Annotated in this window: 14 protein-coding genes; 9 read left to right on the top strand and 5 right to left on the bottom strand. The window is 61.2% G+C overall.

Annotation, left to right across the window (positions count from 1 at the left end):
- Nucleotides 1–49 precede the first annotated feature (49 nt).
- The gene (gene sppA / locus AB5Y86_RS06055; protein ID WP_368192403.1) at nucleotides 50–1894 is read left to right on the top strand and encodes a signal peptide peptidase SppA; all 1845 of its coding nucleotides are present in this window, start codon (nucleotides 50–52) and stop codon (nucleotides 1892–1894) included.
- A 348-nt stretch (nucleotides 1895–2242) separates the two neighbouring features.
- Here sppA and AB5Y86_RS06050 read toward each other — a convergent pair whose 3' ends face one another.
- The gene (locus AB5Y86_RS06050) at nucleotides 2243–4348 is read right to left on the bottom strand and encodes a TonB-dependent hemoglobin/transferrin/lactoferrin family receptor (RefSeq protein WP_368192402.1); all 2106 of its coding nucleotides are present in this window, start codon (nucleotides 4346–4348) and stop codon (nucleotides 2243–2245) included.
- Nucleotides 4349–4541: 193 nt separating this feature from the next.
- Between AB5Y86_RS06050 and AB5Y86_RS06045 the strand changes: the two genes are divergently transcribed.
- Genes AB5Y86_RS06045 through AB5Y86_RS06035 form a run of 3 tightly spaced genes read left to right on the top strand, consistent with a single transcriptional unit; the run spans nucleotide 4542 to nucleotide 6514 of the window.
- The gene (locus AB5Y86_RS06045) at nucleotides 4542–5513 is read left to right on the top strand and encodes a ChaN family lipoprotein (protein WP_042080090.1); all 972 of its coding nucleotides are present in this window, start codon (nucleotides 4542–4544) and stop codon (nucleotides 5511–5513) included.
- A 25-nt stretch (nucleotides 5514–5538) separates the two neighbouring features.
- Entirely contained in the window at nucleotides 5539–6093 is a 555-nt protein-coding gene (locus AB5Y86_RS06040; RefSeq protein ID WP_005348211.1) for a cysteine hydrolase family protein, read from the top strand.
- 37 nt (nucleotides 6094–6130) lie between these two features.
- On the top strand, nucleotides 6131–6514 hold the full coding sequence (locus AB5Y86_RS06035) for a hypothetical protein (protein WP_005335256.1): 384 nt from the start codon (nucleotides 6131–6133) through the stop codon (nucleotides 6512–6514).
- An 86-nt stretch (nucleotides 6515–6600) separates the two neighbouring features.
- Here AB5Y86_RS06035 and hutZ read toward each other — a convergent pair whose 3' ends face one another.
- Nucleotides 6601–7158: a heme utilization protein HutZ gene (gene hutZ, locus AB5Y86_RS06030; RefSeq protein ID WP_005335257.1), complete on the bottom strand. Its 558-nt coding sequence runs from the start codon at nucleotides 7156–7158 to the stop codon at nucleotides 6601–6603.
- Nucleotides 7155–7667 (bottom strand): heme utilization cystosolic carrier protein HutX, encoded by a 513-nt coding sequence (gene hutX, locus AB5Y86_RS06025; protein ID WP_042080089.1) that lies wholly within the window; start codon nucleotides 7665–7667, stop codon nucleotides 7155–7157. Before hutX ends, hutZ begins: the two co-directional genes overlap by 4 nt.
- Before the next feature lie 170 nt (nucleotides 7668–7837).
- Between hutX and AB5Y86_RS06020 the strand changes: the two genes are divergently transcribed.
- The 5 genes from AB5Y86_RS06020 (at nucleotide 7838) to pepE (ending at nucleotide 13115) form a co-directional block, all read left to right on the top strand.
- Nucleotides 7838–8689: a hemin ABC transporter substrate-binding protein gene (locus AB5Y86_RS06020; RefSeq protein ID WP_042080088.1), complete on the top strand. Its 852-nt coding sequence runs from the start codon at nucleotides 7838–7840 to the stop codon at nucleotides 8687–8689.
- On the top strand, nucleotides 8686–9717 hold the full coding sequence (locus AB5Y86_RS06015) for an iron ABC transporter permease (RefSeq protein ID WP_040066744.1): 1032 nt from the start codon (nucleotides 8686–8688) through the stop codon (nucleotides 9715–9717). Before AB5Y86_RS06020 ends, AB5Y86_RS06015 begins: the two co-directional genes overlap by 4 nt.
- An 11-nt stretch (nucleotides 9718–9728) precedes the next feature.
- Nucleotides 9729–10541 carry a heme ABC transporter ATP-binding protein gene (locus AB5Y86_RS06010; protein ID WP_368192401.1) on the top strand — a complete coding sequence of 271 codons (813 nt, stop codon included), beginning with the start codon at nucleotides 9729–9731 and terminating at the stop codon, nucleotides 10539–10541.
- Between the two features lie 230 nt (nucleotides 10542–10771).
- Nucleotides 10772–12133: an endonuclease/exonuclease/phosphatase family protein gene (locus tag AB5Y86_RS06005; RefSeq protein WP_368192400.1), complete on the top strand. Its 1362-nt coding sequence runs from the start codon at nucleotides 10772–10774 to the stop codon at nucleotides 12131–12133.
- 244 nt (nucleotides 12134–12377) lie between these two features.
- Complete coding sequence (gene pepE, locus AB5Y86_RS06000) at nucleotides 12378–13115, top strand: dipeptidase PepE (protein ID WP_213386650.1); 738 nt, start codon at nucleotides 12378–12380, stop codon at nucleotides 13113–13115.
- A gap of 120 nt (nucleotides 13116–13235) precedes the next feature.
- Here the strand turns inward: pepE and AB5Y86_RS05995 are convergent, their stop codons facing one another.
- Entirely contained in the window at nucleotides 13236–13655 is a 420-nt protein-coding gene (locus tag AB5Y86_RS05995) for a secondary thiamine-phosphate synthase enzyme YjbQ (RefSeq protein WP_005335267.1), read from the bottom strand.
- Nucleotides 13655–14728, bottom strand: a complete 1074-nt coding sequence (gene alr, locus AB5Y86_RS05990; RefSeq protein ID WP_021230808.1) for an alanine racemase — start codon at nucleotides 14726–14728, stop codon at nucleotides 13655–13657. The genes AB5Y86_RS05995 and alr overlap by 1 nt, the downstream gene beginning before the upstream one ends.
- Between the last annotated feature and the right edge of the window lie 31 nt (nucleotides 14729–14759).

Raw genomic sequence — 14759 nt, 5'->3', positions numbered from 1 at the left:
TGGTTAATAATGGCTCTTCTCTACCCATTAACAGGGCGATAACGCGACTATGTCTATTTTCAAAGGTCTGGGTTGGTTGTTCCGCAGCCTGTGGCGCCTGCTCAATTTCACCCGGCTGATGCTGGTCAATCTGCTGTTTCTCATCGTAGTGCTGGTCATCGTCTTCAGCGTCAGCCAGAAAGAGGCCCCCAAGGCGCCCATCGAAGGGGCGCTGACCCTCAATCTCAACGGCGTGCTGGTGGAGCAACGCACCCAGACAGATCCCACAGTCCAGTTGCTGCGCCAGATGGACAGCAGCGACGAGCAGCCGAGCGAGATCGTCCTCTCCGACCTGCTGTGGGCCATCAAGAGTGCCAAGGATGACGAGCGCATCAAGGCGCTGGTGATCAAGCCACAAGGGCTGCAGGGAGCCAACTTCACCAAACTGCAGGAGGTGGCGAGCGCCATCGACCAGTTCAAGGAGAGCGGCAAACCGGTGATCGCCATGGCCGACTTCTACACTCAGGGGCAATACCTGCTGGCGGCCCACGCCGATCACGTGCTGCTCAACCAGAGCGGCGCCGTGGTGATCGAGGGGCTTGGTGTCTACCAGACCTACTTCAAGTCGGCGCTGGAGAAGCTCAACATCACCCCGCACGTGTTCAAGGTCGGCACCTACAAATCCTTCGTCGAACCCTATACCCGCGACGAGATGTCCCCCGAGAGCAAAGAAGCGAACCAGCGCTGGCTGGATCAGCTGTGGCAATCCTATGTGGCCGATGTCGCCGAGCAGCGGGAGATCGAGCCCGATGCGGTCGCGCCGGGCAAGGATCGCTTCCTCGAGCTGCTGCGCAAGGCCGGTGGCAATGCCGCCAACTACGCCCTCGACAACGGGCTGGTGGATCAGCTGGCCACCCGCGACGAGATGACCCAGGCGGTCATTAAAGAGGTGGGTGAAGCGGACGACCACGGCTGGAAAGGGGTAGGCCTGAAAGAGTATCTGGCTGCCATTCCGGAACAATATCCCCAGAGCGGCAAGGATGAGGTGGGTCTGGTGGTCGCCAGCGGCGCCATCATGGATGGCGTCCAGCCTGCCGGTACCATCGGCGGCGACAGCCTCTCCGACCTGCTGGCCGATGCCCGCCGCGATGACAAGGTTAAAGCCGTGGTCCTGCGGGTCGACAGCCCGGGCGGCAGCGCCTTCGCCGCCGAGCAGATCCGCGCCGAGCTGCTGGCCCTGAAACAGGCAGGCAAGCCGGTAGTGGTCTCCATGGGCAGCTATGCCGCCTCCGGTGGCTACTGGATCTCCGCCGATGCGGACAAGATCTTCGCCTCCCCCACCACTCTCACCGGCTCCATCGGGGTGTTCGGCATGTTCGCCACCATCGACAAGGCGTTGGCCCAGTTCGGGGTGCATACCGACGGGGTTGGCACCACAGATTACGTCGGCGTCGGCCCGACCCGCGCCCTGCCGGATCACGTCGGTCAGGCCATCCAGCTGAGCGTGGAGGATACCTACCAGCGCTTCATCGGTCTGGTCAGCAAGGGCCGCGGTCTTAGCCCGGAAGAGGCCGAGAAAGCGGCCGAAGGCCGAGTCTGGACCGGCGAAGATGCCAAGGCCCTGGGGCTGGTGGACGAGTTCGGCAATCTGGATGACGCCATCAAGGCAGCCGCCGAACTGGCCAACCTCAAAGAGTGGCAGGTGACCCCCATCGAGCAGGAGGAGTCCACCAAGGACAAGTTCCTGCGCCAGCTGTTTGACAGCAGTGCCCAAGTGCTGGCCCCCCAGTTGCAAAGCTGGCTGCCAGCCGGATTTGGCAAGGCCTTGGTGGAAGTGAACCGCAGTCTCGACCCGCTCACCCGCTTCAACGATCCGCAAGGCACCTACGCCTTCTGCCCGGTCTGCGTGCTGTAGCGGATAACTGAAAATCACAATGTCAGAAGGTTGAACAGAAAAATCTGAGCCCACGACAGGTTCAGATCTTTTCAACTAATTTGAACGACTCAAAACCCCCAGTGCACGGCACCGGGGGTTTTGTTTTCCTGGGCCCATATTGCGGACTATTTATCAAAAAAACTCGGCGTTAAGTGCTTAATACAGCAAGAGTTCTTGGCCAGTATGAAAACTAGAGAGGCATTAAAAAAATCGACGCCAACAATACCCGGCACTTTTCCAGATACCAAATAACAAAAAGCCCGCACCATATGGTGCGGGCCTTGGGTAGGCCGAGATGCTTCCAGCCCGGCTGCATGTGTTGTCTTTTTAGAATACGTATTTGACCCGTGCACTCAGGTTGCGGCCCGGTTCGGTCATCATGCTGTTATCGGAGCCCTCGGCACGACCGGCGATGCGCTCGTAGCTGGTGTACTCCTTGTCAAACAGGTTGAAGACCCCGACGTTGAGCTGCAGGTCGGTCATCGGGTTGAACTGGGCGTACATATCAACCACACCCCAACCGGCGCTCTTCACGTAATCGTTGCCTTTGCTGTCTTTACGGACTTTGTCCATGTCGTCAGCAAAGCGCAGCGCGGTGTTGAAGTTCCATTGGGACTGTTCCAGACGCACACCGATCGAGCCATTGAGCGGGCTCAGGCTGTTGATGTAGTTGCCATCCCCATCCTTGCCTTCGATGTAGGCGAGGTTGCCCCAGACATTGACGATGTCGTTGAGCCAGTAATCCGCCTTGGCTTCGGCCCCTTTGGTGGTCGCCTTGCTCAGGTTCTGGTACTGGTAGACGGCGGTGCGCCCCTCTTTGCCCACTTCCACCATCTCGATGAAGTCTTCAAACTTGTTGTAGAAGCTGGCTACTTCATAGCTGAAGCCGTTGCTGCTGCCACGTACACCAAGATCGATGCCGTCGCTGCTCTCCGGATTGAGGTTCGGGTTGGGCTCGATGCGATAGCCGTACGCCTGATGGTTCAGGGTGGAGAAGGCGCTGTCATACATGGGTGCCTTGAAACCGTGGCTGTACTGGGCGAACAGGTTGGCCGCCTCGTGGACCTTGAACACCAGACCCAGCTTGGGTGACAACTCCCCTTCGGAGAACTTGTGCAGCTTGTCGCCTGTGTAGGCCGGATCGTTGTCCGGGGTCATCCGGTAGTAGTCATAACGGGCACCCGGGGTCAGCACCCAGCGCTCGCCAAACTTGATCTCGTCAAAGGCCCACAGGGCGCTGCGCTCGCTGGTGGTAGCTGGGAAACTCAGCTCGTTGTAGCCGACAAAATCACCGGGGGTCGTCGGCCCCTTGTAACGGGTACGTTCGTTGTCGGTATGCTCGTATTCAGCCCCCCAGGCCAGGCGGTGGTTGGCGACTGCCTTGTGGAACTGCAGCTGGGCGCCGATGTTCTTCTGATCGAACACGTTGTGATCCAGCGAGTTTTTGGTCACATAGGGGTTGCCGGGGCTGACCGGATACTTGGATGAGGCGTACTGATCCAGTGTCTGCTTGGTGCGAGCGAAGTAGACCTTGCTATCCATCCGATCGGCCCAGCCTTGATTCAGCGCGATGCCGTGATCCAGCACCACTGAGAGGTTGTCGGTCTGCTTGTCGGTGATGGGCTGATCAAAGACACGGGCAGTGCCGGTACCGACCTTGTTGAGCTTGACCGCATCCGGCTCCTCACCATCGGTCAGGTAGTCAACGGTCAGCTTGAGGAACTGCTCATCGGAGAGGTTCCACTTGCTCTTGAGCAGCAGGGCGTGGGTACCGATATCGAAGTCGTTCTTGGTGGAGTCGAAATTCTGGGTCACACCGCCATCGCGCCAGGTGTAGCGCAGCAGGTTCTCCACTTCACCAGTGCGCAAGGCGCCGGTAAAGCCCGCCATCTTCTGGTGGCTGCTTGAGGCGTAACCGCTGGTCACGTCCAGATAACTATCCTTGCCCTTGAGGAAATCGCTGGCATCCTTGGTGGTGATGGCAATCACGCCACCCAGCGCATCGGAGCCGTAGGCGGCAGAAGCGGGCCCCTTGGCCACTTCTATCTGCTTGATCATATCGGTATCAAAGTAGCTCTGGCCAACCCCGCCCTTGCTGTAGGCATCGTTCTGGCGCACACCGTCGCGCACCACCTTGACCCGGTTTTCACCCATGCCGCGGATGATGAAGGTCTGCGCATCCCCCTGACCGCCGAGCACAGTCACACCGGGTTCATAGCGGAACAGGTCGGCGACGTTGGTGACGACCTGCTCTTCAATCTGCTTGGCAGTGATCACCGAGATGGGGCCAGAGACATCTTCCAGTTTTTGCTCCATCCGTGAGCCGCTGACGACCACGACTTCATCCGCCTTCTGGGTGGCAGCAAAGACCTGGGAGGAGAGACCGGCCGCTACGGCGAGCGCGACCAGAGAGAGTGCGTTTTGATGGGTCACAGCGAATCCTTATTGAGAACTATTATCAAACAGACCGCATATTACCCGGCTCTCGACAAAGATCAACAAGAAACGAAATCATTCTCATTTGTTTTGAACAAAATTGGTTTTACACTGTCGCCCTGTGTTGCCCTTATTCTCTATTAGCCCCCCGAGATGCACCGGCATCCGGGCATATCAGCCGTGAGATCCCATGATTAGACGACTTCCCCTGCTCGCCCTGCCGCTGCTGCTGGCAGCCTGTGCCACCCCCACCCAACCGACCCAGTCATCACAGTTGCAGACGCTCTATGACTACCGGCTAAGCAGCGAGGGAGACGCAGACCTGACGCTGGAGCAGGCGATCGCGCGCATTGCCGACGCCGACATCATTCTGGTGGGTGAGCTGCACAGCCATCCCGCCGTGCATCTGTTGCAATCGCGCCTGCTGAGCGGGCTCTACACCGCAGGTCAGCAGCACGGGCGGCCATTGGCCCTCTCCATGGAGCAGTTCAGCCGCGCCGATCAGAAGACGCTGGATGCCTATCTGGCGAACCAGATTGGTGAAGCGGCCTTGATCCGCGAAGGCAACGCCTGGCCCAACTATCCGAGCGACTACCGTCCGCTGGTGGAGTTTGCCAAGGCTCACCAGATGCCGGTGATCGCCGCCAACGCCCCCAAACCGCTGGTGAGCTGTGTCGGTCAGGAGGGGGCTGAGTGGCTCGACAAACTGCCCGCGTCGCGCCGCAGCCAGCTGGCCCGCCAACTGACGCTGGGGGATGACCCCTATCGCCAGAAATTTATGGCCTCCATGCACCACGGCGATGCCGACAGCAACGCCCGCCGCTTCGCCGCCCAGACCAGTTGGGATGACACCATGGCCGAGAGCATGGTGGATTATCTCGCCAAGCACCCGGGCCAGCAGATCATGCATATCGCCGGCAATTTCCACGTCGAGGGGGGGCTTGGGCTCGCCAGTCGCATCGCCAGCCGCAATCCTGCACTCAAGGTGGCGCTGGTCGTGCCTCGTACAGATGAGACCTCTGTTGCAGATCCCGCAGCCGATGTGCAGGTAACCATCATGCCGCTGCCTAAGCGCTGGCAAAACAGTGACGAGATGAAGCAAGATATGGGCGCGCTGCATCAATCCCGCAGTCGTGACTGCAGCCAGTGGCTGCAACCCTAATCTTCCAGGAAACGGCGGGTAAAATATGGATGTGTTACTGATCATCGATGTGCAGCAAGGCTTGTTCAACGAGCCCCGTTACCGCCAGGAGCAGGTGCTGGCCAATATCAACCGGGCTGCGGCCCATGTCAGGCAGCAACAGGGACGGGTCATCTATATCCAGCATGACTCGCCCCCCGGTACCGAACTGGAACCGGGCACCCCGGGTTGGCAGCTTCACAGTGCGCTGCAACCGGCCAAGGGGGAGAGCCGGGTGCGCAAGACAGCCTGTGACAGCTTTCTCGATACCGAGCTTGCCTTCCTGCTGGCCGAGCAGCCGGTCGATCGACTCATTCTCTGTGGCTGCGCCACCGATTTTTGCGTCGATACCACGGTGCGCAGTGCCGCCTCCCATGGGTACGAGGTGCTGGTGTTGAGCGATGGTCACACCACCGCCGATCGCCCCCACCTGAGCGCGGCCCAGATCACCGAGCACCATCACTGGATGTGGCGCCACCTTAGCCTGCCGGAGGGGCGCAGTGTCACCCTGCTCACCACCGACGAACTGCTGGCAGTAACACCCGCCCTGCAGCCGTGCTAATCTGCGAGCCTCGCTTCGTTTCTCACTGGAGTCTGTCGTGCGCCTGTTGTCTGCCACCCTGTTGTTGATTGTTCCCCTGCTGTCGGCCTGCTCCAGCTTGCCCGGACAGAAGTATGACGGGCCGGAACCTCTGTTTCTGACCCACATCAACGAGGAGGGGAGCAAGCGCTTCACCTTTGAAGCCGCGCCCAACGACACCTTGCCGCGCGGCCTCTCGGCGGCCCAGAGCCAGCGGCTGCTGGAGCAGCGGGAGGCGTTACAGGAGAATCTGCTGACCGAGACCCTGGCGACCAAGCAGTATTGCCGCCAGGGCTACATCGTACTGAGCCAGACCTCCTGGAAGGTGCGGGGAGAGTGCAACGAAACGGCCACCGACGCCGATCGTCGCGCTTTTCCCAACAAGGCCAGCTGGCAGGATTGAACTGGCGGATGAGATAACGCAATAAAAACGGGCAGCCAATTGGCTGCCCGTTTTGTTATGACGGCTGTCGTGGTCGACAGAGATTATCAGACCGGCGCATCGGCCGGGCTGGTGAGCTCGGCACCGTTGTCGATGCGCTTGTGCCCCTCCACCAGATGGACGAAATCCACCAGCTCGTCACCGGAGACCGCGAACGCCTGGCCGAAGCCCTTGACGAACAGCCCCTGCTCCGGCTTGAGGCGGAACAGTTTGAAATCCTTGAGGTTGGAGAGACCCTTGATGATCTCGCCAAAACGACCTTCCAGTGCCGCCACCGCCTTGCTCCAGCGGGCGTCGTCACGGGCCACCACTTCAGCCACCGCATCGAAGGTCAAGCGCTTGCGGGCAAACAGCTCGCGGGCACCGCTCTCATCCTCGATCAGCATCAGGGATACCCGGGGCACCTGTTGCAGGTTGCGGGCGTGGCGGGCGATCTCGGAGATCAGCACATAGTAGCCATCTTCCTGTAGCACGAACGGGGCATAGCTGGCGTTGGGATTGCCTTCACCATCGACGGTGGCGAGCTGCAGGGTACGGCAGCTGTCGCGAAACTCGCGGATCTCCGGTTGCAGGCGGTTCTGCAGACGCTCCTGACGTTCACTCATGCTTTGACTTCCTCTTGAGAGTTGTGGCGCAGCGCCATAAAACGGGTGACCTGATCGGCCAGCAGCTGGCGTTTCTCGTCGCGACCCAGATAGACCTTGAACATGCAGCGGCCGGAGTGACCGAAGAACTGGAAGGAGTGCCCCTCCTTGCCCATGAACAGTTTGCTGACCAGCGCAATCCCCGCCACGTTGTCGAGCTTGAGATGACCATGCAGCTCACCGTCACGGCCCATCAGGTTGTAGTAGCCGCGTGCGTCCTTGCCTTTCGGGAAGGGGGCTTTTACCTCGAAGATGGAACCTTCTGATTCAACGATGGTGGTCACCGGGCCCCAGTCGGCCAGATCTTCCAGCAGGCCTTGTGCGCGATCGGCGGGTAGCAGGGTCACCAGCTCGGCGGGCAGATGGCGAACCACCTCCCATTCGCTGATGGCAAGCTGGGCCGCCAGGGTGGACGGATGAGCGCCGGGATCCTGCTCCAGCAGCGCGTGAATGCGTTGTGCAATGCTCATGTTTTCTCCCTCTGCGGGACCATATTGTCCCGCTGTTTATCATGGCGGCTACTCTAATAAAGCACTGGAATCAATGCAATTGATAATTGCTATCATTATCAGTGCATTTTTTCCAAAGCCTTGATATTCTCGGCGGCACACCCGTTTCATTCACCCCTTCGGAGGTTAGCATGGGCCGTCGTCTTGCCCTCGCCATCACCCTGCTCTGCAGTTCACTCTCTCCCTTCTCTGCCGTTGCCGCCGACGGACAGAAAGAGCGTATCGTCAGTATCGGCCCGGCTACCACAGAACTCATTCTGGCACTTGGCGGTGAATCGAGCCTGATCGCCACCGATGTCAGCAGCCCCTTGCCAAAAGGGTTGCCCAAGGTGGGTTATCACCGGGCACTGGCCGCCGAAGGGATCCTGAGCCTCTCTCCCACCCGACTGGTGGGCAGCGACGAGATGGGCCCGGCCCCGACCCTGGATCAGCTGCGCCGTGCCGGGGTCAAGGTGGAGGTGCTGGATACCGCGCCGACTCTCGCCAACCTCAACCAGCGCATCGACACCCTCTCCAGCCTGCTGGGCGATAAAGCCGCTGGCGATCGCCTGAAGGCAGAGATCCAGGCCCAGACCGATCAGCTGGCGGCGCAAGCCAAACAGAACAAACCGCTCAAGGTCGCCTTCCTGCTGCTGCACAAGGGGCAACCCACCAGCATCGCCGGGGGTGACACCACAGCCAGCGCGCTGATCTCGCTGGCGGGCGGCATCAATCCGGTCGCCGAATTGCGCAACTACAAGCCGGTATCCGCCGAATCCCTCATCGAGATGCAGCCCGATCTGGTGCTGGTCAGCGGTCGTGACTGGCAGCAATATGCCGATCCGGCCAAGGTGCTGGCTGAAGTGCCCGCCCTGGCCGCCACCCCGGCTGGCAAGCGCAACGCCATTCACGCCATCGACGGCCACGCCCTGCAAGGGGGCCTGAGCCTCAACTCCCTGCAACAGGCGAACCAGATCGCCCAATGGATCAAGCAGGGGTCATGATGCGGTTGCCCCTCTCCTGGCTGCTGGCCTTCACCACGGCTGCACTGGCACTGTTGCTGCTCGGTTCGCTGGCAACCGGCCCCATGACCCTCACCTTGGGCGAGAGTCTGCGGGCGCTGTTTGCCGGACAGGAGAGCGGGATAGAGTCGCACAAGCTGCTGATCGTGCAGGAAATTCGCCTGCCTCGTACCCTGCTCTGCATCGCAGTGGGGGGGATCCTCGGGCTCTGTGGCGCCGTGATGCAGGGGCTGTTTCGCAACCCCCTGGCTGACCCCGGCATCATAGGTGTCTCCGGCGGTGCGGCACTCGGTGCGGCGCTCGCCATCGTGCTGCTGGCCCCCCTCGGCCAGCAGCTGCAAGCCACCATCGGGGTTGGTCTGCTGCCGCTGCTCGCCTTTCTCGGCGGCGCGCTCACCACCACCCTGGTCTATCTGCTCGGCACCCGTGAGGGGGGCACCTCGGTCACCGTCATGCTACTGGCCGGGGTCGCCATCACGGCGCTCTCCGGTGCAGTGATCGGCCTGCTCACCTATCTGGCGGACGATCAGATGCTGCGCAACCTGAGCCTGTGGCAGATGGGAACGCTGGCGGCAGGCAAACCGGCCGATGTGGCGCTGGCCCTGCTCACTCTGGTGGCCCTGCTGTGGCTCTTTATGCGCGATGCCAATCCCCTCAACGCCCTGCTGCTGGGTGAAGGGGAGGCCCGTCATCTGGGGGTCAATGTGCAATCCCTCAAACGTCGCCTGATCCTGCTCACCGCAGCGGGCGTCGGCGTGGCGGTGGCGGTGTCGGGGATGATCGGCTTCGTCGGGCTGGTGGTGCCCCATCTGGTGCGCCTGCTGGCAGGCCCCAACCATGTCAGGTTGCTGCCGCTCTCGGCCCTGCTTGGTGCCGCCTTGCTGCTGGCGGCCGATATGCTGGCGCGCACCCTGCTGGCCCCTGCCGAGCTGCCGGTGGGCATCATCACCGCCCTGCTCGGCGCCCCCTTCTTCATCTGGCTGCTGGTAAAAGGCCGCCGCGCCCTGTGATACGGACTGTTATGCAACCACTCTCATCCTCACTCTCCTCCCCCCTGTTGAGCTGCACCCGACTCAGCCTGCGTCGCGGCCAGCGCCAGATCCTGGATGGGCTCGATCTTAGTCTCGAGAGCGGCACCCTGACCGCGCTGCTCGGCCCCAACGGGGCGGGCAAGAGCTCGCTGCTCAAGTGCCTGACCGGCGAGCTGGAATATGAGGGTTCCATCACCCTGTTTGGCGCAGATCGCCAACAGTGGGACAGCAGCCAGCTTGCCCACCGGCTCGGGGTATTGCCGCAAAGCTCCTCCCTCAACTTCCCCTTTCTCTGCGAGGAAGTGGTCGCCATGGGGCGCTTGCCCCACAGTGAACCGGCGGCGCGGCGTGACGAGATAGTGGCAGCGGCCATGACCCATGCCGGGGTCGAGCATCTGGCCAAGCGGCTCTATCCCGGGCTCTCCGGCGGCGAGCGGCAGCGGGTGCAGTTTGCCCGGGTGCTGGCGCAGATCTGGCAGGCCCCCTCCCCGACCGAGCAGGCCGAGCAACCCCGCTTGCTGCTGCTCGACGAACCCACCTCGGCGCTGGATCTGAAATACCAGCATCAGCTGCTCACCATGGCGCGCGCCCTCGCCAGCCGCAATACAGCTGTGCTGGTGGTGCTGCACGACCTCAATCTGGCGGCGCGCTATGCCGATCGGCTGGTGATGCTGGAGCGGGGCAAACTGATGGCCGATGGCACGCCTGCCGAAGTGCTCATCCCTGAGCTCATCGCCCGTCTCTATGACTATCCGGCACAGGTGATCCATCACCCCGAGAGCGGCCTGCCGATGGTGGTGTGACAAATTCAGAGTGCGGTAACGGCAGGAAATGCGCCATTCATCCCGGAAACTGCAGCGTATAAACCGGTTTTTCACACCCCATATCGCCCTGCTAACATTCATCATCGCCAGATATGTGGTGTGAATATCCTCACACTTTACTCAGGCAAAATCCCCGCAGCATCGCCGTCTACTTATAATGGCGCCGCCTCACAGAAGGCATAACTCATTGATGCTACGGAACAATTACAATGAAAAATATCAACAAGACCCTACTGGCCGCTGCCATCTCCCTCGGGATGCTGGCAGGCTGCAACAGCGACAACGACTCAAAGGCAGCAGATCCCATGGTTCGTTTTGCCACCTTCAACCTCTCTTTTGATCGCACTACCGCCGGTATGCTGACCGGTGAGCTGGCCTTGACCCGCACCGAACAGGACGCCCTGCTGGCCCGCCTCGCCGAAGGGAGCCTGAGCGGCGCCACGGAAACCAAAGCCAAGAACGTGCAGCAGATCCGCAACGTGGCGGAGATCATCCAGCGCACTCGCCCGGATGTGTTCCTGCTCAACGAGTTCGACAACGACGGCAAAGGCGAGAGCACCGCCGATCTGAAAGCCTTCAACGACAACTATCTGGCTCACGCCCAGCACGCAGAGGTGACGGCCATCAGCTATCCGGTGATGCAGAATTTCGCCACCAACACCGGCCTGATGAGCGGTTATGACCTCAATCTGGATGGCAAGGTCAACAGCGGCCCCGACGATGCCTGGGGCTTTGGCAACTACCACGGCCAGTACGCCTTTGCGGTAATGTCCAAATACCCCATCGACACCAAGCAGATCCGAACCTTCCAGCACTTCAAGTGGAAGGATATGCCGGGCGAGCAGAACCCCGTCATCGATGACTGCAACAATCCCAAGGTCAAGATCCCGGCCAGCCGCCAGTGTGGCGATGCCTGGTATGAAGACGCAGCCTGGCAGCAGTACCCGCTCTCCTCCAAGAACCACGCCGATGTGCCGGTACGGATCAAGACCGAGAAGGGGGAAGAGGTGATCCACTTCCTGATCTCCCACCCGACCCCGCCGATCTTTGCCAACGCAGCGCGTCACACCGTCAAACACAACCGCGCCGAGATCGCCTTCTGGAATGACTACGTCAAGGGTCTCAACTACATGACCGATGACAAAGGCACCAAGGGTGGGTTGGCCAAAAACGCCAAGTTCGTCATCGCCGGGGATCTCAATGCCGATCCGCTCACCGGTGACGGTGACCTGACCGCCATTCAGGATCTGCTAAACAACCCGCTGATGAATCAGGCCATCACCAATGGCACCCTGATCCCGGTCAGCGAAGGGGGCCCGGAGTGTGTCAGCAAGGGGACCGACTGCAAACGCAACCTCACTCGCCCCAACCCGGAACGCATCACCAACTCCAGCGTGCTGCAGCTGGATCACGTCATCCCCTCCGCCAACCTCAACGCGGTCAAGAGCGGCGTCTTCTGGCCTGCCAGCTTCGAGGCCGGTTATCACCTGGTCTATGATGCGAAACTCGGCATCGCCAAGGGAGTCAGCTCGGATCACCGCATGGTGTGGGTCGATCTCAAACTCGACTAACTCTGCCATGACCCCGCTGCGGCGGGGTCTTTTCTTGGCGATGACTGGCGAGTTGACCACGGCTCATTAATCCACCGCTTGGCATTGAGTTATCCATCCATAACTCATCCATAGCCGTTGAATAGGCCCTCCGATCACAGAACCGCCGCGCCAATGGTGGTAGCATGCCTCCTCTTGCCATCCGGCCGCACGGCGGATCCGGTGGCCCTCCCTCCTCCGCTTTCACTTTTTGAGGAACGATTTGATGGAACTGCTTCTGCTTAGCAACGGTAAAGCCAACGAATTTCCCGGCCTGCTCGGCTGGGCCCGCGACCGGGTGCAGAGCCTGCTGGCTCGCAAACAGGTCAAACGCATTCTGCTCATCCCCTACGCGGTGATCCGCAGCGACTGGGATGCCCGCGCCAACGAACTTACCGAGAGCCTCGGGATCGAGACCATCAGCATTCACCACTTCGATGATCCGGTCGATGCCGTCAATCAGGCGGACGCCATCTTTATCAGCGGCGGCAACACCTGGCGCCTGAATCAGCTGCTGCATGAAAACGGCCTGATCGTGCCGATCCAGCGTGCCGTGCGCGAGCGGGGCGTCCCCTATGTGGGCTGGAGCGCCGGTTGCAACGTGGCGACCCCGAGCATCCGCACCACCAACGACATGCCGGTCTGCAACGCCGCCGTGCTGCCCGCGCTGGGCCTGTTCCCGCTGCAGATCAACCCGCACTATCTGGACGCCAGCATCAGCGGCCACATGGGCGAGACCCGCGACGAGCGTCTGGCCGAGTTCTGCGCCATCAACCCGAGCGAATATGTGGTGGCCCTGCGCGAAGCGAGTCTGCTGCAAATCACCGGAGAAAACGGCAGCGAGCGTCTGGAGTACTGGAGCGCCCGCGAGCAGGACTTCAAGATCTTCAAACAGGGTCAGGAGCCGCAAGCCTTTATGGACGCCGCCCCGCTGGCTGAGCTGACCCCCTTCAAGGTCGCCTGAGCCAAGCAGAGCGCTTCACTACTGGCAGGCGGATAGCTCGCGAAATCGTAAAAACAAAAGAGGGATGGCTCAATGCCATCCCTCTTTTTTATCGTCATCTTTCAGCTGGTTGCAGCCTGATTACTCACCCTGCAGGGTCACCAGCACCTTGCGGGCACCGCCATCGACGCGATGTTCGCCAAGCCAGATCCCCTGCCAGGTGCCAAGTGCCAGCTGACCGTCACGGATCGGCAGTAGCAGGCTCACCCCGAGCAGGGAGGATTTGATGTGGGCGGGCATGTCATCCGCCCCCTCATAGGTGTGGCGATAGTAAGGGGCATCTTCCGGCGCCAGCCGGTGCAGATGAGCCTCCATATCGCTGCGCACGCTGGGGTCGCAGTTCTCGTTGAGGGTGAGCGAGGCGGAGGTGTGTTGCAGCAGCAGGTGCGCCATGCCGACTCGGTAATCCGCCAGCATCGGCAGTTTGGCCACCAGCTCGTCCGTCACCAGATGAAAGCCCCGCGAACGGGGCTTCAACGTCAGCAGGCACTGCTGCCACATCAGACGTATTCCATAAAGACGCGGGAGGTGAGCTTGGTGATGAGCTCGTAGGGGATGGTGCCAATCTCGTCGGCCACCCGCTCCACCGGCAACCCCTCGCCCCACAGTACCGCCTCGTCACCGGCCTTGTCGGTTGCGCCGGGCCCAAGATCTACCGTGCTCATATCCATGGAGACACGCCCCACCAGCGGCACGATGCGGCCGTTGATCAGCACGGAAGTGCCATTGGGCGCCATGCGTGGATAACCGTCACCGTAGCCGATGGCGATCACCCCGAGCCGGGTATCGCGATCCGACACCCAGTTGGCGCCATAGCCCACCGGCTCGCCCGCCTTGTGATCCCGCACCGCAATTAGCTGGGTCTTCAAGGTCATCACCGGCTGCAGGTCATAATCGGCCGCTACCGTGTTGGGGAAGGGCGAGACGCCATAGAGGATGACACCGGGGCGAACCCAGTCGCAGTGGGAGTCTGGCCAGGCCAGAATGCCCGCCGAGTTGGCCATGGCCCGCTCGCCCGCCAACGGTGCGGTCAACTTGCTGAACAAGTCGATCTGCTCGCGGGTAGTGGGCTGCTCCAGCTCATCGGAACGGCTGAAGTGGGTCATGATGTTGAACGGCTGCACCACGTTCTTGCACTTGCCGAGTCGTTCGATAAAAGCGGGCATCTCGTCGGCACGCACCCCGAGGCGGTGCATGCCGGTGTCGAGCTTGAGCCAGGCCACCACGGGGGCTGGCAGCTCGACCTGCTCCAGCGCTTCGAGCTGCTCCCAGGTGTGAACCGCCGTCTGCAGATTGTTGGCCGCCAGCACCGGGAGATCATCGGCAGAGAAGAATCCCTCCAGCAGCACGATGGGTTTGACCACGGCGCAGGAGCGCAGCATCAGCGCCTCTTCGATACGGGCCACCGCATAGGCATCCGCATCCACCAGGGTGCGGGCGACCGGCAGCAGTCCGTGGCCATAGGCGTTGGCCTTGACCACAGCGATGATCTTGCAAGCGGGGGCGTGGCGCTTGACCACGGCGAGGTTGTGGCGCAAGGCCGCAGTATTGATTTGGGCAGTAGCCGCTTTCATGGTTTTCCCTTACGAGGGCACAAATGGTCTC

Source organism: Aeromonas sp. s8, assembly GCF_040907785.1.
GTDB lineage: Bacteria > Pseudomonadota > Gammaproteobacteria > Enterobacterales > Aeromonadaceae > Aeromonas > Aeromonas veronii.
The sequence above is the reverse complement of the archived record's forward strand: the minus strand, read 5'-3'. Positions and strand labels throughout refer to the sequence as shown.

Excerpts from the sequence above, each read along its gene's own strand:
- AB5Y86_RS06005 (WP_368192400.1), top strand. The coding sequence starts at position 10,772 with ATGAAAAATATCAACAAGACCCTACTGGCCGCTGCCATCTCCCTCGGG.
- AB5Y86_RS06020 (WP_042080088.1), top strand. The coding sequence starts at position 7,838 with ATGGGCCGTCGTCTTGCCCTCGCCATCACCCTGCTCTGCAGTTCACTC.
- pepE (WP_213386650.1), top strand. The coding sequence starts at position 12,378 with ATGGAACTGCTTCTGCTTAGCAACGGTAAAGCCAACGAATTTCCCGGC.
- hutZ (WP_005335257.1), bottom strand. The coding sequence starts at position 7,158 with ATGAGTGAACGTCAGGAGCGTCTGCAGAACCGCCTGCAACCGGAGATC.
- AB5Y86_RS06010 (WP_368192401.1), top strand. The coding sequence starts at position 9,729 with ATGCAACCACTCTCATCCTCACTCTCCTCCCCCCTGTTGAGCTGCACC.
- sppA (WP_368192403.1), top strand. The coding sequence starts at position 50 with ATGTCTATTTTCAAAGGTCTGGGTTGGTTGTTCCGCAGCCTGTGGCGC.
- AB5Y86_RS06045 (WP_042080090.1), top strand. The coding sequence starts at position 4,542 with ATGATTAGACGACTTCCCCTGCTCGCCCTGCCGCTGCTGCTGGCAGCC.
- AB5Y86_RS06040 (WP_005348211.1), top strand. The coding sequence starts at position 5,539 with ATGGATGTGTTACTGATCATCGATGTGCAGCAAGGCTTGTTCAACGAG.
- AB5Y86_RS06015 (WP_040066744.1), top strand. The coding sequence starts at position 8,686 with ATGATGCGGTTGCCCCTCTCCTGGCTGCTGGCCTTCACCACGGCTGCA.
- hutX (WP_042080089.1), bottom strand. The coding sequence starts at position 7,667 with ATGAGCATTGCACAACGCATTCACGCGCTGCTGGAGCAGGATCCCGGC.
- alr (WP_021230808.1), bottom strand. The coding sequence starts at position 14,728 with ATGAAAGCGGCTACTGCCCAAATCAATACTGCGGCCTTGCGCCACAAC.
- AB5Y86_RS05995 (WP_005335267.1), bottom strand. The coding sequence starts at position 13,655 with ATGTGGCAGCAGTGCCTGCTGACGTTGAAGCCCCGTTCGCGGGGCTTT.